General features: G+C 67.4%; 22 protein-coding genes and 3 pseudogenes. 8 read left to right on the top strand and 17 right to left on the bottom strand.

Going from position 1 to position 24690, the window contains the following annotated elements:
* Positions 1–5: 5 nt before the first annotated feature.
* Positions 6–1379 carry a nuclease-related domain-containing protein gene (locus tag O1Q96_RS24450; RefSeq protein WP_269250223.1) on the bottom strand — a complete coding sequence of 458 codons (1374 nt, stop codon included), beginning with the start codon at positions 1377–1379 and terminating at the stop codon, positions 6–8.
* Between the two features lie 375 nt (positions 1380–1754).
* Here O1Q96_RS24450 and O1Q96_RS24445 point away from each other — a divergent pair, with 375 nt between their 5' ends.
* A complete protein-coding gene (locus O1Q96_RS24445) occupies positions 1755–2084 on the top strand; it encodes a hypothetical protein (RefSeq protein WP_269250222.1) in 330 nt (109 codons plus the stop codon).
* Positions 2085–2091: 7 nt separating this feature from the next.
* Here O1Q96_RS24445 and O1Q96_RS24440 read toward each other — a convergent pair whose 3' ends face one another.
* A complete protein-coding gene (locus tag O1Q96_RS24440) occupies positions 2092–2349 on the bottom strand; it encodes a hypothetical protein (protein WP_269250221.1) in 258 nt (85 codons plus the stop codon).
* Positions 2350–2611: 262 nt separating this feature from the next.
* On the opposite strand from O1Q96_RS24440, the gene O1Q96_RS24435 reads away from it, so the two are divergent.
* Positions 2612–4429: a tetratricopeptide repeat protein gene (locus O1Q96_RS24435; RefSeq protein WP_269250220.1), complete on the top strand. Its 1818-nt coding sequence runs from the start codon at positions 2612–2614 to the stop codon at positions 4427–4429.
* Between the two features lie 157 nt (positions 4430–4586).
* Here O1Q96_RS24435 and O1Q96_RS24430 read toward each other — a convergent pair whose 3' ends face one another.
* Complete coding sequence (locus tag O1Q96_RS24430; RefSeq protein ID WP_269249893.1) at positions 4587–5456, bottom strand: IS5 family transposase; 870 nt, start codon at positions 5454–5456, stop codon at positions 4587–4589.
* A gap of 563 nt (positions 5457–6019) precedes the next feature.
* On the opposite strand from O1Q96_RS24430, the gene O1Q96_RS24425 reads away from it, so the two are divergent.
* Positions 6020–6796, top strand: a complete 777-nt coding sequence (locus O1Q96_RS24425; RefSeq protein ID WP_331276061.1) for an SDR family NAD(P)-dependent oxidoreductase — start codon at positions 6020–6022, stop codon at positions 6794–6796.
* Between the two features lie 308 nt (positions 6797–7104).
* Here O1Q96_RS24425 and O1Q96_RS24420 read toward each other — a convergent pair.
* The 8 genes and pseudogenes from O1Q96_RS24420 to O1Q96_RS24385 form a co-directional block, all read right to left on the bottom strand.
* Positions 7105–7500, bottom strand: a pseudogene (locus tag O1Q96_RS24420) (transposase); the annotation flags it as partial.
* Between the two features lie 17 nt (positions 7501–7517).
* Entirely contained in the window at positions 7518–7928 is a 411-nt protein-coding gene (locus O1Q96_RS24415) for an IS110 family transposase (protein ID WP_269250219.1), read from the bottom strand.
* Positions 7929–8191: 263 nt separating this feature from the next.
* Positions 8192–8818, bottom strand: a pseudogene (locus O1Q96_RS44595) (IS110 family transposase); the annotation flags it as partial.
* Positions 8819–8869: 51 nt separating this feature from the next.
* A pseudogene (locus O1Q96_RS24405) lies at positions 8870–9210 on the bottom strand (transposase); the annotation flags it as partial.
* Positions 9211–9329: 119 nt separating this feature from the next.
* Complete coding sequence (locus O1Q96_RS24400; RefSeq protein ID WP_269250218.1) at positions 9330–9758, bottom strand: RacP protein; 429 nt, start codon at positions 9756–9758, stop codon at positions 9330–9332.
* Between the two features lie 3 nt (positions 9759–9761).
* Positions 9762–10772 (bottom strand): DUF6192 family protein, encoded by a 1011-nt coding sequence (locus O1Q96_RS24395; protein ID WP_269250217.1) that lies wholly within the window; start codon positions 10770–10772, stop codon positions 9762–9764.
* A 540-nt stretch (positions 10773–11312) separates the two neighbouring features.
* Positions 11313–12776, bottom strand: a complete 1464-nt coding sequence (locus tag O1Q96_RS24390) for an NF041680 family putative transposase (RefSeq protein WP_269250216.1) — start codon at positions 12774–12776, stop codon at positions 11313–11315.
* A gap of 135 nt (positions 12777–12911) precedes the next feature.
* Complete coding sequence (locus O1Q96_RS24385) at positions 12912–13256, bottom strand: hypothetical protein (RefSeq protein WP_269250215.1); 345 nt, start codon at positions 13254–13256, stop codon at positions 12912–12914.
* A 205-nt stretch (positions 13257–13461) separates the two neighbouring features.
* Between O1Q96_RS24385 and O1Q96_RS24380 the strand changes: the two genes are divergently transcribed.
* Entirely contained in the window at positions 13462–14007 is a 546-nt protein-coding gene (locus O1Q96_RS24380; protein ID WP_269250214.1) for a hypothetical protein, read from the top strand.
* On the opposite strand, the gene O1Q96_RS24375 is transcribed toward O1Q96_RS24380, so the two are convergent.
* Positions 13955–14749, bottom strand: coding sequence for an IS5 family transposase (locus O1Q96_RS24375; protein WP_269250213.1), 795 nt, complete (start codon positions 14747–14749; stop codon positions 13955–13957). The two genes, O1Q96_RS24380 and O1Q96_RS24375, sit on opposite strands and share 53 nt — an antisense overlap.
* Before the next feature lie 460 nt (positions 14750–15209).
* Here O1Q96_RS24375 and O1Q96_RS24370 point away from each other — a divergent pair, with 460 nt between their 5' ends.
* A complete protein-coding gene (locus O1Q96_RS24370; RefSeq protein WP_269250212.1) occupies positions 15210–15869 on the top strand; it encodes a transposase in 660 nt (219 codons plus the stop codon).
* Positions 15870–16083: 214 nt separating this feature from the next.
* On the opposite strand, the gene O1Q96_RS24365 is transcribed toward O1Q96_RS24370, so the two are convergent.
* Genes O1Q96_RS24365 through O1Q96_RS24350 form a run of 4 tightly spaced genes read right to left on the bottom strand, consistent with a single transcriptional unit; the run spans position 16084 to position 20495 of the window.
* Positions 16084–17415, bottom strand: coding sequence for a hypothetical protein (locus O1Q96_RS24365; RefSeq protein ID WP_269250211.1), 1332 nt, complete (start codon positions 17413–17415; stop codon positions 16084–16086).
* Between the two features lie 39 nt (positions 17416–17454).
* Positions 17455–18366, bottom strand: coding sequence for an IS3 family transposase (locus O1Q96_RS24360; protein WP_269250189.1), 912 nt, complete (start codon positions 18364–18366; stop codon positions 17455–17457).
* Positions 18363–18692 (bottom strand): transposase, encoded by a 330-nt coding sequence (locus O1Q96_RS24355; RefSeq protein WP_269250188.1) that lies wholly within the window; start codon positions 18690–18692, stop codon positions 18363–18365. Before O1Q96_RS24355 ends, O1Q96_RS24360 begins: the two co-directional genes overlap by 4 nt.
* Before the next feature lie 21 nt (positions 18693–18713).
* On the bottom strand, positions 18714–20495 hold the full coding sequence (locus O1Q96_RS24350; RefSeq protein WP_269250210.1) for an ATP-binding protein: 1782 nt from the start codon (positions 20493–20495) through the stop codon (positions 18714–18716).
* 40 nt (positions 20496–20535) lie between these two features.
* Between O1Q96_RS24350 and O1Q96_RS24345 the strand changes: the two genes are divergently transcribed.
* Positions 20536–21657: an IS630 family transposase gene (locus tag O1Q96_RS24345; RefSeq protein WP_269250209.1), complete on the top strand. Its 1122-nt coding sequence runs from the start codon at positions 20536–20538 to the stop codon at positions 21655–21657.
* Between the two features lie 30 nt (positions 21658–21687).
* Here O1Q96_RS24345 and O1Q96_RS24340 read toward each other — a convergent pair whose 3' ends face one another.
* Positions 21688–22809, bottom strand: a complete 1122-nt coding sequence (locus O1Q96_RS24340) for an IS630 family transposase (RefSeq protein ID WP_269246408.1) — start codon at positions 22807–22809, stop codon at positions 21688–21690.
* Positions 22810–23164: 355 nt separating this feature from the next.
* Between O1Q96_RS24340 and O1Q96_RS24335 the strand changes: the two genes are divergently transcribed.
* The gene (locus O1Q96_RS24335; protein ID WP_269250208.1) at positions 23165–23662 is read left to right on the top strand and encodes a hypothetical protein; all 498 of its coding nucleotides are present in this window, start codon (positions 23165–23167) and stop codon (positions 23660–23662) included.
* A gap of 46 nt (positions 23663–23708) precedes the next feature.
* Positions 23709–24479: a dienelactone hydrolase family protein gene (locus O1Q96_RS24330; protein ID WP_269250207.1), complete on the top strand. Its 771-nt coding sequence runs from the start codon at positions 23709–23711 to the stop codon at positions 24477–24479.
* Positions 24480–24690 lie beyond the last annotated feature (211 nt).

The raw sequence follows: 24690 nt of genomic DNA, 5'->3' as shown, positions 1-24690 counted from the left end.
CCCTCCTACCGCACCGGATCGGCGGATTCACACAGCACGGCTTCGGCCGCGGCGTGGCGCCAGGGGTAACTGTCCCATCCGGCGTCGAGGACGGCGTTACGCCTGTGCGTGCGGCCTGGCAGCGCCTCGCGCAGGGCATAGGTGGAACGCTGGGCATCGTCGGCCCGCTCCAGCAGGAGCCGCCCGACGGGGGCATCGGTGATGGTGACCAGGTTTTCCAGTTCGCTGATGCTGCACACCGTCACCGGCACGGTGGTGGCCGGCAACTGCGGGCGCTGCACCGGGGCGTTGACGACGTGGAACGGCTCCATCGTCACGATCAGCCCGTGCACGGGCCGGTCGGTGGGCACCTTCGCGAACTCCTTCTGCCCGCCGGCGATCAGCGCGGCGGTGTGGTCGATCTGCTCGAAGGCGTGGCCGAGCATGCGCCGCACCTCGTCGATGCGCCGCTCGTTGGCCAGGCGCAGATGCACGGTGGGCCGCACGGACTTCACCTCCACCAACAGCACCAGCTCCTCGGTGACGACGATCCAGTCGACACTGAGCGCCCTGCCGTTGCTGCGGCTGTAGACGACCTCCGACCAGACCGTCGCATCGGGCAGCAGCTCCAGCTGCCGGCCGACATAGGCCTCGAACAGATCACCCAGATCCTCAGCGAAGGCGTTACCGAAGCGGGTAACGCCTGTGTAGTAGATGCCCAGCGGGCTCGCCTTCGCCGGGATCAACTGGCTGACCGGCGCGAGGAAACCCGGACCGTACCCCTTCACCAGAGGCGTGCCGCGCAGCGGGTTGTACTCGTAGCGGCGCAGCAGCGGATCCTTGCTCCTGCGGGCCCGCTCGTTGACCTGCCGGAAAGCAGCCGTATCGGTCACGAAATGCTTCTCGGTCACCGACACGATCGTCTCGGCCGGGACCTCCGCGCAGATCCGCTGCGCGCCGGGCGTCGTGAGCGAGTTGGGGTCGAAGCGGCCGCCGCAGCTGAGCGCTGATGCCCACAGCAACTGGGCGATGCCGACGTACTGCGACAGGCTCGCCCCCAGCAGTTCCTCCTCCCAGCCCGGACGCAGACACCGCGCCTGGCGCGTCCCCGCCGTCTGCGTGAGCATCGCCGCAGCACGCGCCAGATCCTGGAACACCGGCTCCTGGTAGGTCATCTGCTCCCCGGAAGCACGCAGCAGCCACCGGCCCAGAGCGTCCTCGTCGGTGTCGCGGAGGAAGTGGTCCTCCAGCCGCACGTACATGTCCAAGATCCGCAGCAGATCCGCATCGTCGGCATCCTTGCGGTACTCGTTGCCGCAGGCCAGCGACACCCGGGCGGCATCGGCCAGCGCCCACGGCGTGTACTTCAGCGACGGGCTCTGCAGCCACGACGACTCCAACGCGTAGGTCGCCGACGCCTGCGCGATCAGCGGCAGCAGGGCACTGGGCCGGTGGCGTCGCACCCGCGCCACATAGTCCCGGTCCCGTACCGCCCGACTCCCCGAATCCCACGTCATGCACCAAAGGATCTCTTGTCCGCCCCGGAGCTGTCTTGCCCATTACATCCCGGCCCCAAGGACCAGCACCGGAGCCCGCCGACCGCCACGACCAGCAGCCCGACGGTGCTCCGCGCCGGGGCCGGAAAACCGGTGCGTGGCCGCCCTGTTGCCGTGTGATGATCCTGCCGGCGCGCCAGTCGTGTGAGCACACCCTTGGGGGAAGCAATGAGACTGTTCTCAGCTGGGCGCCCGGTACGTCTCAGATCCGGCGCCGCGGTGGCGGTGTCGGCCGGGTTACTGGCCGCCGGCCTTGCCGCGCCCGCCTTCGCCGCCAACAAGGCGCCACAGACCGATCAGTTGTGGATCAACCCGCCGTACGAGCAGACGCTGCCGCTCGGCGCCGACGGCGGACAGCCGCAGTCCCGCACCCTGGACATCGGCATCTACCACGACAACGACAACTTCACGGTGACTGACGGCAAGCTGCCGCTGATCACCGCGCCCGGGGTGCGCCCGGTCGCCGACGAGGAGGGCGTGGGGCTGGTGAACGGGGTGGAGAAGTTCGCGGGCGCGGTGTCGTCGTCTCCATGTCCGCATCCGTGCTGAGACACTGCTAGCGCTCGGCTCGCCGCTCTGTCCGGCGAGTGGCCCTCTCCAGCCGCCTGCGATCGCGGCGTTCAGCTTTCCACTGGCGGTGCTCGATACGGTTCTTCTGCATCTTGACCGCGTCGGCGGACTTCCCCGGATGCGCTGCTCGGATCAGCTTGGCCGCCGCGCCAGCCAGGAGCACGACAGCGGCCAGGACGACGACAAACGCCACGATCCACTGCGGGGCGTCGGAGGCCAGAAGGTCGAGAACCAGGCCGCTCATAGTGCAGTACCCGGGCGCCGGGCTCCGCGGTGGGGCTTGGGGTTCAACGCAAGTCTCCTTACTGCGCCGACGGATTGCTTGCTGACCGCTGTGGCTCCAACTGGTGGAAGCGGCCTTCCCTCTATCTGGCCAGAGCTGCAACGGCGGGAGCAGAAACCAGGACGGCAGAACGGCCGTCCTGGACACATACACGGTTCGGACAGAAGGCGTTGAGATTCGCCCGGCTGTCCAGGACGATGTCCTGGACAGGAAAGGAAGACGCGTGGAGGACTCTGCCCCCGAAGACTCGTGGCTGCGCTTTCGCGAAGACCTCCAGAACCTGTGGAAGGCGGCGGGCTCCCCCTCGTCGCGCGTGCTGGCGGAGGAAATGCTTCAGTCAGGGCTCCAGCCCACGCTCTCGAGTTCGACCATTCATAGCTACCTGTCGACCCACAACAACCGCCGGGTCGGAAGCGACACTGGTTCACTCGAGCGGCTCGTCGACGCTCTGTTGCAGCGCGCTGCCGAGAGCGAGCCCACCGAGGCCGTCCCGTGGCAGGACACCGCAGCCTGGCAACGCCGGTGGGAAGCCCTGCGTGACCGCCCCTACGCCAGGGAGAAGAGCGAGCAAACGTCCTCGGCGCACGTCAGCCTCCTGGGCTGGGACGGCGTCGCCGACAACACGATCCTGGCGGACCAGGGAACAGAGACCCCATGGCTGGGGCACCGCAGACTGGCCCGACTTGCCGACATGGTCGAAGGGTGCGGCCAGGTGGGCATGCCGGAGGCCGCTTGGCAGCTCGCCAAGGAACTGGAGCACAGCGCCGACCGTCTCCTGCCAGCCGGCTCCGTCGGCGTGCTGGCCAGCCGCCACATCGCCGCCTACTGGGCAGGCGAGGCAGGCCAGCCGCCTGTGGCCCGGGCGAAGACCGAAGAAATCCTGCGCGCATGCATCGCCGTCGTGGGGCCCAGCCACGCCCTCACCCATCTGGCCGAGCTCCGGCTCGCCCACTGGACCGCACGTTGCGGCGACCGGCAAGAAGCCCTGCGGCTGTACAGGGAAATCAGCAACAGACAGGCGAACGGCCGAACCGCCCTGCTGGCCCGCCTGGCACGAGCACGCCTCGACATGGACGCGGCCGAATCGGCCACGCGAATGCGCAGTCTCCTACCCGACCTGGAACGGGAGTTCGGCGAACGGCACCCCGTCGCGCTGACCGCCCGGCACAGCGTCGTCCGCGCCGACCTCAACGCCGGACACATCGTCGAAGCGCAACGCGCGCTCCCGGAACTCCGCGACACCTTCGTCGAAGCCTTCGGCGACGAGCACGCCCTCACGCTTAGGCTCAGGACGACCGAAGCCGGCTGCGCACACACCGCTGGCCGCGACGAAGCACGCAGCATGGCGGCGACCGCCCACGACGACGCCATCCGCGTACTGGGCCCGGACCATCCCCACACCCTGCACGCGGGCAACGTGCACGCCATCACACTTGCCATTGCTGAGCCACAGACAGCCCAAGAGCTGTGGACATCACTGCTCCAAGCCGCGACACAGTCCCTGGGTGACGCCGACCCACTTGTCCTGACCCTCCACCACAACCTGGCGATCACCACGCAGCACCTCGGTGACCCGGCCATGGCGCGCTCCGTCTTCGAGCGCATCCTGCAAGAGCAGTCCGACGTGCTGGGAGCCGAGGCTCCGGACACCTTGCGGACGGGGCTGAACCTGGCCCTGGCGATACTTGAGACAGACGGCATCGAAACCAGCCTCCCGACATTCCACAGGATCCACCATGTGCAGAAGCGCGTTCTAGGGCCCGCACACCCGGAGACTGCTACCTCCCGCGCTCTCATCGCGGTGGGCGAGTATGTGGTCGACGGCAGCCTGGCCGGGCGAACCCGACTGGCTGATGAACTGCGCAACCTCGAAGAGCTTCTCGGCGCGGGGCACTCTGTCACACGCCAAGTCCAGCAGGTGTTGGACGGACCCAACGTCAAATCAGGTAGGCGCGGTGACGACTGGAACAGTGGGCAGTTGAGGCGTCAGCTTTCGGCATACAGCGGTGCCGGTGGCAGGGGCGAGGAGGAAGAGGAGTAATCGCTGTGGCGTAGTCGTCGCTAGCCGCGTATCCCATCTCACCGACCCGACAACGTCGTACGGATATAGGGCTGGGCCGTCGGCCAAGCGTCAGGACGGCACTGGAAAGCCATCGACGATGTGCGCCCTCGTTGAGAGGTCGTTTTCTTCCAGTGTTTTATCCCGGAATCAGATGTTTGGTCTGCGGTGTCGGGTCGCGCCAGGAGATGGTGTTCTCGCCGGTGAGGCGGCGGGCCATCAGGTCGGTCATGGCGAGATGGATCATGGCTTCGGAGCGGGCGGGAAGGGTTTCGTAGTCGCGGGCCAGGCGGCGGTGGAGCATGAGCCATCCGTAGGTCCGCTCGACCGCCCACCGCTTCGGGATCGGGGTGAAACCCCTGGTCCCGGGTGTGCGGGCGGTGATTTCCATGTCGATGCCGAGGGTGGCGGCGTGCTCGACGAGGTGCTGGCGGTAGCCGCCGTCGACCCACACCTTGCGGATGCCGGGATGGCCGGCGGCAACCTGGTCGAGGAGCTGAGTGCCGGCCACGGAGTCCTGGACACTGGCCGCGGTGACCAGCACCGCCAGCAGCAGGCCGAGCGTGTCGGTCACGATGCTCCGCTTCCGGCCCACGATCTTCTTGCCGGCGTCGATGCCCTGGCTGGAGGCGTGAACGCTGGAGGAGGTCTTGACGCTCTGAGCGTCGATCACACAGGCCGACGGCTCGGACTCCCGTCCTTCCTTCTGTCGCAACAGCTGCCTGAGCAGACCGTTGAGCTGGGCGAACACACCTTCCTGCTGCCACTTCGTGAAGTAGCCGTAGACCGTGTTCCAGTGCGGGAAGTCGTGCGGGAGGCAGCGCCACTGAACCCCGGTCCGGTCCACATACAAGATCGCGTCCATGATGTCGCGCAGATCATGCTCGGGCGGCCGGCCGAAGTCCAGGGCCCTGCCGCGGCGCTCGAAGCGCCAGGCGGACAACACCGGCTCGACCAACCCCCAGCGGGCATCGGACAGATCACTCGGATACGGACGTCGCGCAGACATGCTTCCGGCATACCGCTCCGGACCAAGTGCGCCCAGGCGCACATCGGTGACGGCAGAAGCACGCAGAAGAACCGGGCGTCCTGGGATGAGACAGGAACAAGCCTCATCCCGCACCGCCCGTCACCCCATCCGATTCACAGGCCCCAATCACTCCCGCTGCCCCTTCCGCACCACAGTCCCACGCCCTGGGAACCGGTTTATATATGAGCAGTACGGATGAAAACGACCTCTGAGTGCCTGTTTTCGATCCCCGGTATGCGTTGGGTTCAGCTCGGTATTCGAACAGGAGTGAGGGAGTGCGGGGTCGGTGTGGCCCACAGCGGGTCGTGGCAGGGCTGTCGGCTGCTGAAGGGCTGGGTGGCCTCGGTTGGGTAGCGACCGTCACCGTCTGAATGATCACTCCTGATGCACACGCCGCGTGGTCGTTGGCTCTGGGTGCGGCCCGACGTGGTTCGCCTCACCCCAGTGGAGCCGTTGCCTTCTGCCGTATCTACTATCGCTGGAAAGGTGATCGCGGTGTCTGCTGTCGCGACGGCCTCCTGAACATGTGAGAGAGGAACTTGATGATGGGCGAGCGGGCGGGGACTTCCCCTTCGGGTGGGTCATGGGCGTTGGTGACTGGTTCGACCAGCGGGATCGGTCGTGCTACGGCGGTCGGCTTGGCGCAGGACGGGTACTCGGTCATCGTCACAGGTCGGGATCAAGATCGAGCTGCCGAGACCCGTCGATCCGTGGAGTCTGTGGGTGGCCGTGCGATTGATCTAATAGCCGATCTTTCTGATCCCGCGTCGGTGCGCAAGCTGGTTGAACAAGTACGGGAGGCCATCGACGGTCCTCTTGATGTGCTGGTGCACAACGCCGGTGGCGGGGGCTTCGCGCCGACCGAGTCCACTCCGGAAGAGATGTTCGACGCCGCATTCAACATCCACGCCAAAGCACCGTTTATCCTGACGGGGGCCTTCGCCCCGGCCATGGCCGAACGTGGCATGGGAGCCATCATCAACGTCGGGAGCCTGAGCACCTCAATGGCCGCTGCCGGCACCGCCGCCTTCCAGGCATCGAAGGCGGCTTTGTCCATGCTGACCAAGTCGTGGACTGCGGAGTACGGTCCCAGAGGCGTCCGGATCAACTCCGTCGATCCTGGCTTCATCCTCACTCCGGTGAACGAGGGCATCCGCGACATGTACGGCACCTACCTCGCTTCGCTGCCTGCCGGGCGTGGCGGGGACGCCGAGGAAGTCGCGCACGTGATCCGGTTTTTGGTGTCGCCCAAGGCGTCGTACGTCAATGGAGCAACACTGACCGTGGACGGCGGGAAAAACGCAGTGGTCGTCATGTGAAGCACCAGCGACGATGCCGAGATGTCCCGGAGCACGTGGCCACCCTCAGTACCTGCTGCTGAGCGGTCATGACATGAAGGGTGGCGTTTCGGTGTTTGCCCAGCTCAGAATTCGGACGGAGGCGGCTTGGGCTGCTCCGGTGACGACATCAGCGGTTCCGCTGACGGCCCTTCGGTGGCGATGAGAGATTCGGCCCAGGCCCGAGGAACCGGGCGGCTTCTGGGTGGTGGTGGTGACCGCCACCGCCGTTTCGATCAGTCCCGTTGCGCTTCGCGAGAGTCCGGCTGACCGGTTCTGCGAGAGCTTCTGCGGGTGATTCGCCTGGTCATGAGTGTGATCGCGGCCCAGGTGATGAGCGATTCCGAGTGCTGGACGAGCCGTTCGTAGTCCCGTGCGTGTCTGCGGGCATGCATGATCCAGGCGTGTGAGCGCTCGACGACCCAGCGCCGGGGCAGAACGACGAACCCAGGGACGTTCTTCGGTCGGCTGACGGTCTTGATCGTCAGATCCAGGTAGGTCTTGGCCCATGTCACGAGCTGTCCGGCATAGGCGGAGTCGGCCCAGACGATGGTGATTTCGGGGTGCATCAGCCGCAGACGGAACAGGACTTCCTTGGCCGCGTTGCGGTCGGTCATGTCGGCCGGGGTGACCATGACGAACAGCGGCAGGCCCTTGGTGTCGACGACCAGGCGCCGCTTGCGGCCGAGGCTGCTATATCGCGTCAAGCCGCTTGGAGGAGATCGTCGGGGAGTATTGCGGTGATGCGGTCGGCGCGTTCGAGGAGCTTGAAGAGCTGCCGACAGACGGCGCGCTTGAGACAACGCTGCGCGTCACGCGGGCTCTTTCCCTCGGCGACTCTGCGTGCGACATACGCCTTGGTGCCGGGGTCGCAACGCGTACGTACCAACGTGATGGTGTGCAAGGCCCGGTTGAGCTGCCGGTCTCCGCTGCGGTTGAGCCGGTGGCGGTTGGTGAGCCCGGAGGAAGCGGGGATCGGAGAGACGCCGGCGAAGGAGGCAAAGGCTGCCTCGGAGCGGAACCGGCCTGGATGCGACCAGCTGACGAGCACCTGGGCCGCAGTGATGGGCCCCACGCCGCGCAGGTCCAGAAGTTCGGGGGCGAGCTGGCGCACGAGACCACGAGGATCTCCGCCTCAAGGTCTTTGGCCTCGGCCTGGAGAACTTGGACGCGCTGGGCAGTGGACCGTAGTGCCCGAGCCGTCATGCGGTGCTCGATGTCGTGGACTGGGCGGTCTCGAAGTTGAGCACAGCGGGTGATCTGGGCCGGGCGCTTGAGCCTGCGCAGCTCCGCGCGGAGATCGTCTGGTGCTGACACGATCATGGCCTTGAGCTGGTTGATCGCAGCGGTCGAGGCGAGGACTGCACCGTTGCGGGCTGCCAGAAGGACGCGCAGGGCCTCTCGCTCGCCTCGTAGGCGGGGCTGGATCAGATGCTCGGCGGTGAGAGCTTCCTTGGCCGCGCGGATGGCGTCCAGCATGTCGGTCTTGCGTCCGCCGCGGATGGCGGGCCGCTTGGGGCGGCAGACCTCGACTACGCGTTCACCAGCTTGGTCGAGGAAGGCGGCCAGGCCAGCCCCGTAGCTGCCGATACCCTCCAGAGCCCAGCACCGGCGGCCAGGGACGTTCTTGCGGGCGAAGTCCAGCAGGCGCCGGTAGCCTCGGGCGTTGGCGGGGGCATCGGTAGTTTCCAGGACGGCACCGATGGGGCTGACAGCTGCTGCGGCGAGGGTGTCTCGGTGAGTGTCGACGCCGATGACGCCGTCGACTTGTTCTGCGAGCATGGTCACGCGGTTGTTCCCTCCAAGACGAACGGCCGTGGTCGGCGTCGGCCTGGGTGGAGTCACCGCGTGGCGGAACTGTGATGAGTCACGCCGTGATACGGCGGACAAGCTGCTGATCAAGCCAACGGGTGGGCCAGGCCGACGCCCATGCCCGGCAGACATCTCGGCCGAACGGCAGCCCCTGGCGGGGCGCCAGTTGATTTTCGAGTCATGCCGGATCATGAACGTCGAGCCTGGCAGCAACCCAACCCGGGCCGCACAGGAATTCTCACAGTTGATCTTCTTGCCAGCGTCGTAGCCGCGGGAGTCCTTGCCGACGGTGTCGGCGGCCTTGATCGATTGGGAGTCGATGACGGTGGCAACCGCCCCGGGAGCCCGGCCCATCTCGCGGCGGATCCGCTTGCGGAGCTGGTCACGGATCTGGCCGACGATGCCGCAGGCGGCCCAGCGGGCCATGAACCCGTAACACGTGCGCCAGGGCGGGAAGTCCTTGGGCAGGGCCCGCCACTTGCAGCCGGTGTCCACGACATAGCGGATCGCGCCACAATCTCCCGGCGGGGATGCTTCTCGGGACGGCCGCCTGCCTTCGTTTCGCAGGCCGGTGTCGGCAACATGGACTCGATCAGGGCCCATTCGTCGTCCCAGGTGTCGGAGGGATAGCAGCGTCGCCGCGGCAACGTTTCCTCCCTCAAGGACGGGGCGGGGCCGGCCGCTTCGCGGCCGGCCCCGCCGGTCAGGCATCGGTGAAGTCGGCGATCACGTCGAGCGTGGACTCGACCGAGCTGAGCTGGGTGTTGAGGTGTTTGATCCAACGGCCCCTGGGCTGGAGGGCGGCGTGGGGGGCGACCGTCCCGGTGATGAACCGGCGGATCTCGGTGAGCTTCCCGCGGATGACCGCGACCTCGTATGCCTGGAGCTCAGCGGGGTCCGCGCAGAACTTGTATCCGTCCTTCCTGGCCCAGATCAAGGGCGGCCAGCCGCGTTCGGTGATGGTGTCCCGCAGACAGGCCAGGCCGGAGCGGGTCTGATGGGGCGAGAGTTCACTGGATCTGACCAGCTGGCTGAAGGTCAGACCGGCCGGGCGGGCCTCGAAGAGCACGAACCGGACGGTGTCGGCGTGTCGCTGGGCGGCGGGCGATCTGCGCTCGGAAGCGCGAGGCATCACCTACTCGCTTTGCAGCAGTTTGGCCAGCTCGCCGTCGACGTCGACCTTGCCGGTGTCGACCGCGGTCTCGATCCAGTCCAGCGTCGCCCTCACCCGGGCGACGTTCTCATGAACGATGGTGCGTTCGTCCTCACCGAGCTGGCGGTCGCGCAGGCCGGGGACGACGCGGCCAGCCGCCGCGACGAAGGAGTGGCAGGCGGTGACCAGGTCCAGGAACTCCACCGACCGGTCGATGTTGCGGATCGCCGGAGCGACAGGGCTGGTCTCCTCGAAGTGCTCGCGGGCCTGCCGACCCCGCTCGACCTGGGCATGGTTGACCTGGTGACGGGCGGTGTCGTCCGACATCGCCCGGAAGGCGACGTCCGGCCTGCGAAGCAGGCTGGTCGCGGCGATGGTCGCCACCGACTCGTCGCGGGTGAACTCCTCCACGACCCGGACCTTCTCCTGCTCGGGCACTTTCGCCGCGACCGTCGGCCGCTTGAGGAAGTCCGTGGTCGCCGCCGCGGCGACGTCCTCGTCACGGGCCAGGGTGTGAATCGCGGTGAGCTTCTCCTGCGAGGTGACGGGCTTGACGACCTGCCGGCCGACCCGCCGGTTGGCCTCGTCCGGTGTCCACCGGCTCTTGCCCTCGGGCGGGGTGAGGATCGTGGCCCACCGTTCCTCGTCGTCGACGATGGACGCCATAATCTTGTGAACGGTGAACGACACCCCCGACACCCGGCGGTCCTTCGGCCACCTCGACGCTGCCCACCGGGCCGTCCTCACCGTCGAGTACGACAGTCCGATGTCCTCGGCGAGGCGGAACAGGGAGTCCTTGACCGTGAACAGCTCGTCGCCTTGCTCCTGGCCGCCGGCCTCGCGCATCGGCTCGACTTCGAGTGCGTGGTCACCGATCGTGAACTGGATGCGGCTGGAAGTCTCGACCAGTTTCCGCAGCTCAGCCACAATCGCCGCATAGCGGTTCGCGCTGACGCTGCCGACCTTGTCGGCGGACTCGATCTCTTCCGGCATGGCTTCCACCACCCACCGCGGACCGGTGCACGGCCAAGCGGCCGTGGCGAGACCCGGCTCGCTTCCCGACCGAGAGTCGGACCGAAAATACGACGATCACAACGAACGACCGCAACTGACCAGGTTCTGAACGGAGTTGGGATTCGGATGCGTTCGCGATGCGGTCACTGTGACCGTTCGGCGAACGTTTCCTTCCGAGCCCTCCAGGCCCTAGTGACGCATCGCCGCGAGCAGTAGACCGCGTTCGAACGGCGGTCCACCCCCGTCACCCAAATCACTCCGCACTCGGGGCACTCGGCCCTGCCGGCACCACTCAACTCCGCGGCCACCCGCTTGCGCAACCGGCGGTCCCGGCGCCACTGCCTGGAACGACATGCTGCCGAGCAGTACACGGCAGTAGGCCGTGCGTCCGGCCGCAACCGTCCACCGCAGCCCTCACACACTCGTTCCCCGGCCTCCTCGGCATCCTTGGACACCCAGCCAGCCTAGGTCCCAAAACTACTCAAACCGGGGATCGAAAACAGGCACTGATCTTGTTTTTTATGGTTTGCGAGCTTTGAGTTGATTACGTTCGGCGATGCTTTCAGGGCGTCTGGTCGATTTGCCCACGTCGTAGCGGGTGGCCGGTCGTTGGTTCTTCGAGCCGATTGGGCGTCCTGGGCCTGGAGTTGAGGGTTTGGGCGCACGGGCCGGGCTGTGCAGGTGAGGGCGGAGGTTCCTGAACCCTCGGCGGACGCGGGCCGGGGTGAGTCGAGCGGGTTCGGCCCGTTTCTCCCAAGGACGGCGGAGATCGGCTGCGGCCTCGCGGGTGAGCCTCAGCTGGGTATGCGCTGCGATCACGAGCCACGTCCACCGGTCCGCGGCCTCGGGGCTGCGGAGCCTGGGGCGGGTCCAGCCGAGCGTCTGCTTTACGAAACGGAAAGTGTGTTCAAGGTCGAAGCGCCTCAAGAACGCTTGCCAGCGCAGGTCGACTTCTTCGCTGGTCATGCCGGTCTTGGAGGACCACAGCCAGACGGGCAGTGGGTCGCCGCCGCCGGGCAGATGGTCCACCGTCAGGCGGATCAGGGTGCCCTCGATGATGGGGAGTTCGCCGTCGTGGTCGATCCACGCGGAGCGGGTGGTGAGCCGGGGGTGGATACGGTCCCAGGCCATCGCCTGGGCGGTGCCATAGCGGTCGGTGACCTGCACGGTCTCCGCGTCGGGCTCGCCCCACGTGTCCGGTTTGGCGAAGCGGAACTCCTTGCCGTGCTTCGGCGGCCGCCCGCCCTGGGGGTAGGCCAGGGCGTACTCCAGTTGCGTAGGTGTCGGACGGCGCATGACCCGGTCCGAGCGCATCCGTCCGAGCACCTCGATGGGCAGGCCGGTAAGGAGGTAGGCCATGCGCGGGGCGTCGTAGCCGGCGTCGAACACGACCAGGATGTCCGGGTCGCCGTCCTCCCACTGGCCCTGGCCGATCAAGTCGTTCACGACGCGGCGGACCTGCCGGGCGGTGACCTCGGCGACGTCGTCGTGGGGGCCGAGACGGATGGCGTCCAGCAGTTGGCACCACGAGGTGCGGCCCGTCTCCAGCGCGGCGACGAACGAGTATGGCCAGCCGGGGATGAACTGGTCACTGGAGCGGCCCGAGCGTCCGTAGACGTGGCAGAACAGGCGGTCCGGGCTGGTCGGCGCGTCCGGACGCAGCCACGGCGAGACATCGACCGCCAGTACCAGGCGCCCGTCGGCGGCCTTCGGCTGCGGCAGCACGGCCAGTGCCTTACGCAGCCTGTCCGCATCGATGCAGCCCTGGTTGAGCGCGTCGTACAACGCGCCGTGCCCACGCCGGTGCTCGGCCAGCAACGTCAAATCGACCGGCGAGGTCACCGGGCCGTCCTCACAGAGCATCGCGTCGCAGAGCTCGAACAGCGTGTCAGCGCGCCGGGTCAGACATCCGTAGAAGTCCTCCCGAAAGTGGGAGGTGAAGTCGAATGCCTCGTCCCGGCCATCGTGGTGCAGCAGACTCATTCCCCACGGCCTTCGCTGGTCAAGTGCCTTCTTGGTCGGAGCACAGGATCAGACGGAGGCCGTGTTCACGTCCCCGGAATCCCCGTACGAGCGATCACGTTCGGGGCATCGTTCGGTCAGCCGGAGTCAATGAGATCAAGCGTTCTCTTCGGGCCCAACGTGGCGAAGGACTGTCTCGTGCTCGCCTGCGGCGACGAGCCCGTCGATGACCTTGACCATCGACGGCACACCCGCGTCGCGCACGATGAGGCCATCCCAGCACCACCAGTAGTCGCCCTCTGGTTCGCCAGCCTGCCGCTGACGGTCCATGATCCGGTGCACCTCGTCGAGAGTGAACACGGTTCCAGACCACCGATCGCCGTCATCACGGATGACCCACAGGTCCACATTGCAGACCTCGTCAAGGTCCTCTCCGGCACCGGGCACGAAGCAGATCTCGTATCCGTCACGTCTGACTCGGTAGAAGGGGCCGTCCCACATGCTCGCTCCGTAGCGCTCTGTCCCACGCCGCCTTCATCAACAAGCCTGACGGCCGACCAGTACACCACGCACCCCTTGAGGGCGCAGCAGGTTAAAAGACAAGCTCAGAAGCCGTCTCTCAATCGAACTTGATCGTGTGATTCCTGCTGGTCAGGCATGGTCTCGCTCGGGGTGAGGGAGGCATGCGGCGTCTTGTGTCGGCTGGATGGTCGAGGGGTGCGCGGTGGCGTCGGTGCTGGGAATGCTGGAGGAGCGCGAGGCGGCTGCCCGGGTGCGGGTGGAGGGCCTGCGGGAGGAAGTCGCGCGGCTGGCTGGGGTGTTGGAGGCCGCGGAGATCGAGCTGGACCGGAGGGTGATCGCGAGGGAGGAACTGGTCGAGGCCCTGATGGTCTCTGCGGCCGGGTCGACTGCCGTGACCGAGGCCGGGGCGGAGCGGGAAGCCGCGTCCTCACCCGTGCCGGGCTCGACGGTGCCGCCCTGGCGGGACGGGTTGCCACAGACGGTTCTGGCACCGGACTATCAGCGGCTCCTGGGCGTGCTGGAGGAGGGGCGGTCAGCGGGCAGGGGGCCGCTGAAGGCCAGGGAGATCGCGGTGGAACTGGGCTTGGAGACGACACCGGCGAAGGTCGAGGGAGTGCGCTCGAAGGCCAGGCGCCTGGCGGAGCGCGGGTGGCTGGTGCTGGAGTCGTCGGGGGCGTTCAGCGCCGGTCGGCGGCCGGTGGCCGTGCCAGACGCCGGCCCATCCGCGTGATCATCGACCATCGGATCATCGCTTCGCTGGTGGCAGGCAGGGTTTCGTAATCCCTCGCCAGACGGCGGGAGTTCATCAGCCAGGCGAATGTGCGCTCGGCCACCCAACGCCTGGGGAGCACCACGAATCCCTTGATGTCGTCGGTGCGCTTGACGATCTGCAAAGTGAGGGCGAGTGTCTGCCGGCACCAGTCGACCAGGTCGCCTGTGTAGCCGCCGTCGGCCCAGACAAGACAGATGTCTCGACGCAGGCGGCGCAGCCGGGTCAGCAGGCCCGCCGCAACCTCCCGGTCGCCGATGTTCGCGGCGGTGACCGCGACGACCAGCAGCAGACCGAGCGTATCGGTCACGATGTGCCGTTTGCGGCCCGGCACCTTCTTCCCGCCGTCGTAGCCGCGTGAGGCGGCCGGCACCGTTGCGGCGGCCCGCACCGACTGGGCGTCGATGATCCCCGCCGTGGGCTCGGCCTGACGGCCCTCGCGCTCACGCACCTGTCCGCGCAGCCGGTCATGGAACTCGGCGATCAGCCCGTGCTCACGCCAGCGGCGGAAGAACGCGTAGACCCGGCCCCAATCGGGGAAGTCCGCGGGCATCGCCCGCCAGGAGATCCCGCCCGCGACCAGGTAGCGGACCGCGTCCAGCAGCTGGCGGTGGCAGTAGCCCTCGGGCCGTCCGCCCCGCCCGTTCAACCAGGCCGGGACCGGCAGCAACGGCCGCACGGCCGCCCACTCCGCGTCCGTCATGTCCGACGGATACCGGCGCACCCGATCGGGATGATCGGCCGCATTCCCGTACACGTGCGCGAGGCAATCGCACGATCGGGAACCCGAGTTGAGAACTACGGGCGTGAGCGCGTACAACTGCGACAACAGGGCCTCCTGGTACTGCTCGGTTCGGTTCGCACCTCCGAGCTACCAAGGGGCCCTGCCCTCATGCACCGACCGTCAGAAGACCACCCCAGCGAGAAGCCTGTTCGACTCGCACGTTCCATGAACGGTTGAGATACGGCTTCTGAAGGTAGTGCCTGATCAAGGGGGGTGGCCGTTGATGAGGCGTGAGCATCAGAAGCGAAGATCCGGCGGGCGCGGATCGGATCTATGCAGCCCTGGTTGCGTTGGGGGCCGAGCCGGTCCTTGATCCCAGCAGGCGGCCGTCCGTGACCTGCTCAGCCAGAACATCGCACTGCGCGTTATCGCCCGGCAGTTGGGCCTGGCCCGCAACACCGTCCGCCGCCTTGCTCACTCAGCGACTGCGGATGAACTCCTCATCGGGCAGTGGACGGGCCGCACGAGCATCCTCGATCCTTACAAGCCTTACCTGCACCAACGGTGGCGCGAGGGCCCTTTCTCGGCCCGCCGCCTGTTCGAGGAGCTCTGCGAGCGCGGATACGAAGGTGGCAAGAGCGTCGTCAAGGAGTACGTGCGAAAACTCCGCGAAGCCTGCCCCCACGACGATCCGCCCCGCAGGAATCCCTCGGTGCGGGACGTGACCAGCTGGATCACCCGCCACCCCGACCGCCTCAACGACGACCAGGCCCAGCAACTCAAAGCCGTCCTGGACCACTGCCCGGAGCTGGAGCAGACCGCCCAACACACCCGGGCATTCGCCGAGTTGATGAACAACCGGCAAGGCCAACACCTCGGCCAGTGGATCGACCGCGTCCAGGCCGACAACCTGCCCGCCCTGCACAGCTTCGTCAGCGGTCTCGGCCCGGACCTCGACGCCGTCGTCGCCGGACTCAGCCTGCCCTACAGCTCCGGCGCCGTCGAAGGCCACAACAGCAAGATCAAAATGCTGAAACGCCATATGTTCGGCCGCGCCAACTTCGACCTCCTGCGCAAACGGGTCCTCCTCGCGGCATGAGGCCGTTCATGATCGCGGGTTCGGTGACCCTCCGTGGCTCCGGCACTGAAAGTGATCCAGAACCAGCGTTCGGCCGTCGTCGAGATCCGAGTACCGATTCGTGTAATTGCTTCCCACCTGGCACTGCTTCCTCTGGGCTTTCACGTCCCAGTCTCCAGGTGTCCACGGTCAAGGGGAAGCTTCAACACGAGCAGCGGGAACCAGCCCATGGCCGTCACTGGCACATGTCGAACAGCGTTTGAGCACGCGCTGCCTCATCGAAACTGGCGGACTGATCGCCCAGCGCGGCCAGTGCGCTTGCGGCAATGGTGCGGGCTGAGGCCTCGTACAGCGGCATTTCCGCAGCGCTGAACGCCGCTGCGGCCTCGAGCCCCGCACGTGCAGCGTCCGCGTTGTCCTGGGGCAATGCGACCTCGGCGTGAGCCAACAGCACGAGACCGTGCACAGCTCCAGGCTGGTCGGGCGTCACGGCACAGGCTGCCTGACGCACCCACATCTGCGCCGCTTCGATGTCTCCCTGAGCGAGTTTGGCCTGGGCCAGGGTACGAAACCACAACGGCCGTTCGGGTGCCTCAAGGAGGGGCAGTTCAGGGCCGCCTCCGCCGTCCAGCACGGTTCGCACGCACGCTGCCGGATCCCCGCACAGCAGCTGGGCCTGGCCGAGTATCCCGGTGACCACCATCCCCCGTGCCAGCGGCTCTTCCCGCCGCGAGGCGACCGCCTCCTCACAGATCTTCAGCGCAGCGGGGAAATCCCCCCGCCACATGGAGACTGCGGCGTCCACAGCCATCGCCAGCGCACGGGGTTCGCTGGTGCCTAGCAACAGGGCTGCCTCCGCGGCGTCGTCGGCATACGCGGCCGCGTCGCTGAGGTTTCCCAGTCCCAGGTGAGCGAATGCCGTCGCGGTGAGCAGGTCGGTCAGGAGGTAGTTCTGTCCTGTACGGCGCACCAGGGCCAGGCCGCGGCCGAGGTGGCCGAGAGCCGCCTTGTGACGGCGCTGAAGGATCTCTGACCAGCCGACCAGCATCAGGGCGTCGAGGTACTCCATTAGGCGCCGGTCCTCGGTGTCGTCGAGAGCGGTCACCGCAGCATCGAGGCATCTCACTCCCTCAGTTGTCTCCCCGGCTGAGATGTGCGCCAGGGCAAGCACCGCACGGACCCCTGCCACTTGCATGGGTTCACCCGCTCGCCGTGCGGACAGCAGGGCGCGCCGACCCCAGGTGACAGCCAGCGAGAAGTCGCCCTTGCGTAGCTCGGCGGCAGCGACCTGGATCTCAAGTGCCGTGGCCTCCGCCGCTGAGAGTCTGGCGTTTTGCGCCAGTTCACGTCGCAGAACGGCGGTTGCCGCCTCGAACCTGCCCAGGAGTCGCTCCATCACCGCAAGGGAGACGATCGCCTGCGTGCGTCGTGGATGCGGCGGGACAAGCGCCGACGAAGCGAGTTCGCGCAATACGTCGCGGCTGTCTCGCAGGCGTCCGGCCGTTCCCAACGCGGTCGCCTCCTTCAGCCGTAGTTCCGCTCGGCGCGCATCCTTGGCGGGAAGCAAGCGCAGGGTCTGTCAATCCCCTCGGACTGTGGAGATCTTCTAAGCGGCCAGCTCCAAGGCGGAGTTGGCTCGGTGGTCGTGTTCGTAGTCGATCGGGCTCCGGTAACCGCACACGCTGTGTAGCCGACGGGTGTTGTAGAAGCCGGTGATCCAGGTCGCGATCCTGATCCGGGCCTCGGTGCGGGTGGCGAAGGTGTGCCGGTGGACGTACTCGACCTTGAGTACGCTGTTGAACGCCTCGCTGACGGCGTTGTCGAAACATGACCCGACCCGGCCCATGGACTGCGTCACGCCCAGACGCCGGCAGGCCCGGCGGAAGCGCCGGGACACATATTCGCTGCCCCTGTCGCTGTGGAAGATGACGCCCTTGACGTCGCCGCCACGGGTGGCCGCGGCCATGTTCAAGGACGCAACGACGAGTTCAGCGTCGTGACGTGCACCCATCGCGTAGCCGAGCAGGCGGCGCGAGAACAGGTCGATGACGGTGGCCAGATACAGCTTGCTCTCACCAGTGGCGATCTCTGTCATGTCGCCGCACCACACCTGGTCTGGAGCGTCGGCGGTGAAGTCGCGGCGGACAAAGTCCGCGAACGCGGGCCGTTTGCCGGGGCGGGTCAGCCCGCCCCGTCGACGGATCTTCCGTCCGGCCAGGCCGAGTTCGGCCATGAGATGCGCGACGGTGTTCACTGAGACGCGCCAGCCGGCGCGGATCAGGAGGAGCCAGACCTTCGGAGAACCGTAGGTGCCGCCGGAGTTCTCGAAGATCTGTCGGATCGCGTCGGCCAGCTGTCCTCGCCGCACTTCACGAGCGGTGGTGGGCTTGTCGCGCCACTTGTAGAACCAGGACTCCGACACTCCCAGAACCCGGCAGGCCAGGCGGTGCGGGACGTGGTGCTCGGTCCTCTGGTTACCGATGAACGCGGCCAGGGCGGCCGGGTCCGTTTCGGTCACTTCACCCAGAGGACCATGCATCGCTTGAGGACATCACGCTCCATCTCCAGCTCGCGGATCCGCTTGTTCTTCTCCGCCGCATCCCGCCGCAGCCGCTCCAGCTCGGCCCGCTCGGCTTCGCGCAGCCGCCCGCCCGGTGCGGGCTCGGCAGGATGGTCGGACGACGCCGACCCATTGCGCCGCCACCGCGACACCCAGCTGTGCAGCGTGCCGGAATGCACACCGAGCTCCTCGGCGACCTCCGGGATCGGCCTGCCCGTCTCGATCACAATGCGTACAGCACCCTCACGAAACTCAGGCGTGTACGTCCGTTGCTTGGACCCCATGAACCTCAACTTCCCCTGCAATCACGGACTCCACGCTACGAGGGGAGGGACAGTCTCGCGTGTCCAGTGCGCGCTTATCGCCGGCGCACTGGACATCAGATCGTCGGCTGCCTGGGTGAGCAGCGCGACAGCGCGCTCGTCCCCGGCACGCGCCGAGCGCACAACGTGCGGCGCCTGGACGACTGGCGATGCTCCACGTCGTTCCAGGCCGGCTGCGGCGCGAGCGTGCGCCCCGAGCCGCCAGCCTGCTCCCATTCCCTCGTATACGGCCTTCCGCACGAGCGGATGGCGGAACTCGAATTGCCGGATGGCGCTCGCTGGGCGGATCAGATCTCGGCGGGTCAGCTCGTCCAGCGCGGCGAACATGTCGCTCTCGTCCACTTGGGCGACCACGGCTGTCATTTCCGCGTCGAAGGGATCGTCGAGGACGGCTGCCGCGCGCGCGACGATGCGAGCACCTGCCGACAGGTCCTCCAGTTCGTCCAGCAGTGCGGCACGCGCGGACAACGGCAACTGGTCGTCGGTCAGCTCCTCGTCGCCCGTGCGGTGGAGCAGTGCCTGCAGATAGAAGGGGTTGCCTGCGGTCGCCTCGTACAGTTGTCGACATCTCAGGCGGCTGACCTTTGAACCACACAGTTCTGCGGCCGCGGGCGCTGACAGCGGACCGAGCTCGACCCTGGTCAGGTGACCGACGGCGTCGGCCTTCACCAGGGCCGAGGCCAACCTTGGCGGTGCCTGCCGGGGGCGGTAACCGAGCGCAAGTGTCACCGCCCTGCGTGGCGGACGCCGCATCAAGTACTCGATGAGTTCGATGCTGCTCTCGTCCGCCCAGTGCACGTCGTCCAGAATCAACACTAGCCTGAAACCAGGGTGTACCTCCTCCAGCAGCTCTTGCACAGCTCTGTGCCGGCGGAAGCGCTCGGCAGGCAACGAAGGCTCAGTCCCGTGGTGGTCGGCCATCAATGCATACAAGGAGCCCTGCGACTCCCGTCCATCGGCTCCGTGCAGCCGTGGATAGTCGGGATCCACCGCTGGCAGAGCGCCGTCCAAGGCGTCGATGAAGAGACCGTATGGGATTTGGCTGATCTCGGCGCCACGGCCGACCAGCACGACCGCGCCGCTGTGCGCGGCAAGCTCACCGAATTCGGCGAGCAGCCTGGTCTTGCCCATGCCTGGCTCCCCCACGATTTCCACCACTCGCGGAGCCTGGGTGCTCTGGTCGTCGAGTACGGCTCGGAGAATGGATACCTCTTCAACGCGTCCCACTAGGCTTTGCGGCCGCTCCACGCGGTAGGCCGTTATCCCTGGCTGTGGTGCACGCCGCTCGGCCGGACGGGCAAGCGTGAGCCGGGCGTCGGCGGTGAGGATGTCCTGGTGGAGCTGCTGCAACGCGGCCCCGGGGTCCATACCGAGCTCCTCTGCCAACCGCTGCCGGGTCCGGTGGTACAGGTCGAGGGCATCGGCGGGCCGGCCGCTGCGGTAGAGGGCGAGAACGAGCTGGCCGGCAAGCCGTTCGTCCAGCGGATGCGCCTCTGTCAGAGCAGTAAGCTCGCTCACCACGCGCCGGTGCTGCCCCAAACTCAGCCGGATGTCAGCCATGTCCGACTGCGCGGCCAGACGTTCGGCATCCAGCAGGTCGCGCTGGGCGTTGAACCACGGGGTGTCCGCCCCTGTGAAGGCTTCCCCCCGCCACAACCCCAGCGCTGCCTCCCACAACGCCACAGCCTGCTCTTCCGCGTGTACTTGGCGCGCGCGGTCCACCAGGCTGCGAAACTGGTTCACGTCCAGCGACGCCGCTTCCACCGCTAGTGTCCTGCGCCAGTAGTTGATCGTTAGTTGGTGTGTGACTTCTACTGCTGGTGCGTCAGTTCCTCGTCGGGGCCCCAAGTTGGAGCCGTTGCTGCTGTCCGCGGAGGAGCGGGCGGAGCTGGAGCGGTGGACGCGTCGGGCGACATCGGCCCAGGCCCTGGCCCTGCGAGCGCGGATTGTCCTGGCGTGTGCGGGGCCGGAAGTACCGCCGATCGTCGTGGTCGCCCGGGAGCTTCGGGTGGCCGCGGACACGGTCCGCAAGTGGCGGCGGCGCTTTCTCGCCGAGCGGCTGGACGGGCTGGTCGACGAGCCCAGGCCGGGCCGGCCGCCCACCATCAGCGTCGATCAGGTGGAGGCGGTGGTGGTCACCACGCTGGAACAGCTGCCGAAGAACGCCACCCACTGGTCCAGGAAATCGATGGCCCAGCACAGCGGCCTGTCGAAGTCGACCGTGGGCCGGATCTGGCGGCAGTTCCAGCTCAGGCCGCATCTGGCGGACACCTTCAAGCTGTCGACGGACCCGCTGTTCGTGGAGAAGGTCTACGACGTCGTGGGCCTGTACTTCAACCCTCCTGAGGGTGCGGAGGTGCTCTCGGTGGACGAGAAGTCGCAGATCCAGGCCCTGGACCGGTCCCAGCCGGTGCTGCCGATAATGCCGGGCATGCCCGAGCGGCGCACCCACGACTACGTCCGCAACGGCCTGACCACCTTGTTCGCCGCGTTCGACGTCGCCACGGGTGAGGTCATCACTGCCCTGCACCGCCGGCACCGGGCCGCGGAGTTCAAGAAGTTCCTGATCCGGATCGACAAAGAGGTGCCCGCACACCTGCAGGTCCATCTGATCGTGGACAACTACGGCACCCACAAGACCCCTGCGATCAAAGCCTGGCTGGCCAAACACCCGCGGTTCGAGCTGCACTTCACCCCGACCGGCTCCTCCTGGATCAACCAGGTCGAGCGGTGGTTCGGCTACCTGGCCCACCAGATGATCCGCCGCGGCGCACACAAGAACATCCAGGCCCTGGAAGCCGACATCCGGGCCTGGGTCAAGGACTGGAACGAAGACCCCAAGCCGTTCATCTGGACCAAGACAGCCGAAGAGATCCTCGACTCCCTCGCCCGCTTCTGCCGACGGATCTCTGGCGCAGGACACTAGTGCTCTGACCGCATTGGTTCGCCGGGTCGTTCAGGCCGCAGCGGCGAGGGGGCGTCCGCCCCAGCGGATGTTCTTCTCGCTGCGGATGCGGGCGCGTTCCTTACGTTCGGCGGTCAGGACGTCGCGGTGGCGGGCGTTGGCGTTGCGCCAGCGCAGGTAGGCGTGCAGGGCGCGGGTCTGGACGGTGTGGTTGGGGTGGTGGGAGTTGGCGATGGTGAACTGCCTCAGCGGTCCGAAGTGGGCCTCGATCGGGTTGGCCCACGAGGCGTAGGTCGGGGTGAAGCACAGTTCGACCTTGTGTTTCCTGGCCCAGCGGCGGATGTCGGTGCCCTTGTGGGCGGACAGGTTGTCCAGGATCACGTAGATGGGGGCGCCGTCGGGCCGGGCGGCGCGGATCGATTTCAGCGCGGCCAGCGTGTTCGCGGCGCCCTTCTTGCGGTGGTTGACGCCCCACAGGGTGTCGTCGCCGACCGAGTAGCAGCCGTGGAAGTAGCGGACTCCGTGGGTGCGGTGGTAGGTGGCGGGCAGCCGGTCGGGGCGTTTGCGTTCTGCCCAGCCCGAGCCCGCGGTGGGCCGGATCCCGAGCGGGCCGAATTCGTCGAAGGCGAAGACCCGGTCTGGGAATCGGTCGAGGACCTCTTCGATCCGGTCCAGCTTCGTCTCGCGGTCCGGGTCGGGGGACTCCTTCCACGTCTTGGTGCGCTGGAAGGTGACACCGCGTCGGGCGAGCAGGCCGCGTAAGGTCTCGCGGCCGATCCGGATGACCCGACCGTGGATTTTCCGCAGGTAGCCGACGAGTTTGCGCAGTGACCAGCGGGTGAAGGGCTGACCGAGCTTGGTCGGGCGGGTGGTGGCCGTCGCCACGACGAAGTCCTCGTCGTCAGGGCTGAGTCGGCGGGGACGGCCTCCCGCCCACTGAGGGTCCAGGCAGGCCAGGCCGATCTCGTTGAAGCGGTGGATCACGTCGCGGACGGTGTCCTCGTCGGCCTGGACCAGCTGGGCGATCACCGGCACCCGGTTCCCGCCGGCCGAGGCCAGCAGCATCATCGCCCGCCGGTAACGCACCGAACTGGTGCTGCCCCGACGCACGATCTGCTGCAGCTTCTGCCCCTCCTGGTCGGTCAGTCTGCGCACACGGACAGGCTCAGCCACCGCACCTCCAGCGATCGGATCGGACGTCACCGCCCATCCAACCGCCACGATCACCAACCCGGCGAACCAACGCGGTCACAGCACTAGATGGGGGCTCTTCCCCCATGCCCCCGGCAGCAGGTGCACGGCACCCTCTTCTCAGCAGGTGGGGGGACAGGGCATGTCCGGGGGAGGGGGACATGCCCTGCTGCTGTTCTTTCTTCGATGGGGGATCCCAATGTCTTCAAGGTCTTCGATCCTGGTCACCGCCGGGCTTCTGGCTGTGGTCCTGTCCGGATGCTCGTCGCTCACGGGAAGCCCGGGAGGGGGTGCCGGCACGTCGCCGTCGACGGGTTCGGCAGCCGAGGGGCCGGACGTGCCGGCGTTCGCCCTGGATCTGGAGCGCGTGTGCACGGACGGGCTCGGCTACGCGGGGATGCCCGCCTACGACCGTACGAAGAAGACCGTGCATCCGGCGATGCTGATGAACAACCCCGGCGACAGCTGGTCACAGTTCGAGCCGCCCTCCGGCGACTTCCCCAGGGGCTGGATCCTCGGCTACACGGACAAGCCCGCCGAAGCCGAGCTGGTCGTCTGCGTCGAACGCACCAAGGCGACCCCGACCGGCAAGGTGTGCGACATGGAGACCGATGACGACAAGCCGCTGAAGATACGCACGTACAACACCTCCTACCGGCTGAGCGTGGTCGAGTCGCGGACGGGCGAAGAACTGTACGAGCACACCGGTGAGGCCAAGTCCGACGAGTGCCCGGTGTACATCTTCACCTCAGAGGGCGAGGACAAGGACAAGTACTACAACGAAGTGCGGCCCAAGGACTACCGCAAGCGCGTCCAGCCCTTCATCGCACCGTAGGCCTCACTCCGGCCACCCCCGCCCCAGACCTCCCCTGGAGGAGAGTTTGTCCGCCACGACCACCACCGCCGTCGATCTGAGCGGGCTCAGCGCCGCCCGCGGTGGCTCCCGTCGGCTCACCGGCCATCTCACCCGGCCCATCGGGCCGGGACCCTGGCCCGGTGTCGTCGTGATCCATGAGGCGCTGGGCCTCAATGACGTGATGCACCGCCAGGCAGAGCGGCTGGCGAGAGCCGGGTACCTCGTCGTCATGCCCGACCTGTTCACCGACGGAGGGGCCGTACGCTGCCTGGTGCCGACCTTCCGGGCCGCCCTGTCCGGACGCGGCCGGGCCTTCCATGACATCGAGGCTGCCCGCACCCACCTCGCCCGGGATCCCGACTGCACCGGGCGGATCGGCGTCATCGGCTTCTGCATGGGCGGTTCCTTCGCCCTCCTCGCCGTGGGCGGCGGCGACTATGCCGCCGCCGCCGTCAACTACGGCCGCCTGCCCAGGCATGTCGAACAGGCGCTCACCGGTTCCTGCCCCGTCGTCGCAAGTTACGGGGCCCGTGACCGTACGCTGAAGGGCGCGGCCTCCGGTCTGGAGGCGTCGCTCGACCGGCTCGGCGTCGTCCACGACGTCAAGGAGTATCCGGAGGCCGGGCACTCCTTCCTGAACGACGCCGAGGTCGGGCCACGCGCGCTGCGTCCGCTGATGCGTGTCGCCGGAATCAGGCCGCACCCGGAGTCCGCCGTCGACGCGTGGCGACGCATCGACGATTTCTTCGCCACGCATCTCAACGGGGACGGCATCGACGGGGCGTTGGGCACGTGAGGAGCAGGGGCCGTGCGCGTGCTCTTTGCTTTCAGGGGGCCGGGGCCGTGACACATGCGGCTCCGCCGCGTGGACGCGAGCAACCACAACCCGCCCGCGGACAACTCACGACTCCCGGTGATGGAGACGTCCCCCTGCCTGCCGCGATTCCGGTGAGTGTCCCGTCTAGGCGGCCCTGGAGATATCCCAACCCCATCCCGCGGCTGCCACT

The organism is Streptomyces aurantiacus, assembly GCF_027107535.1.
Taxonomy (GTDB): Bacteria; Actinomycetota; Actinomycetes; order Streptomycetales; family Streptomycetaceae; genus Streptomyces.
The sequence above is the reverse complement of the archived record's forward strand: the minus strand, read 5'-3'. Positions and strand labels throughout refer to the sequence as shown.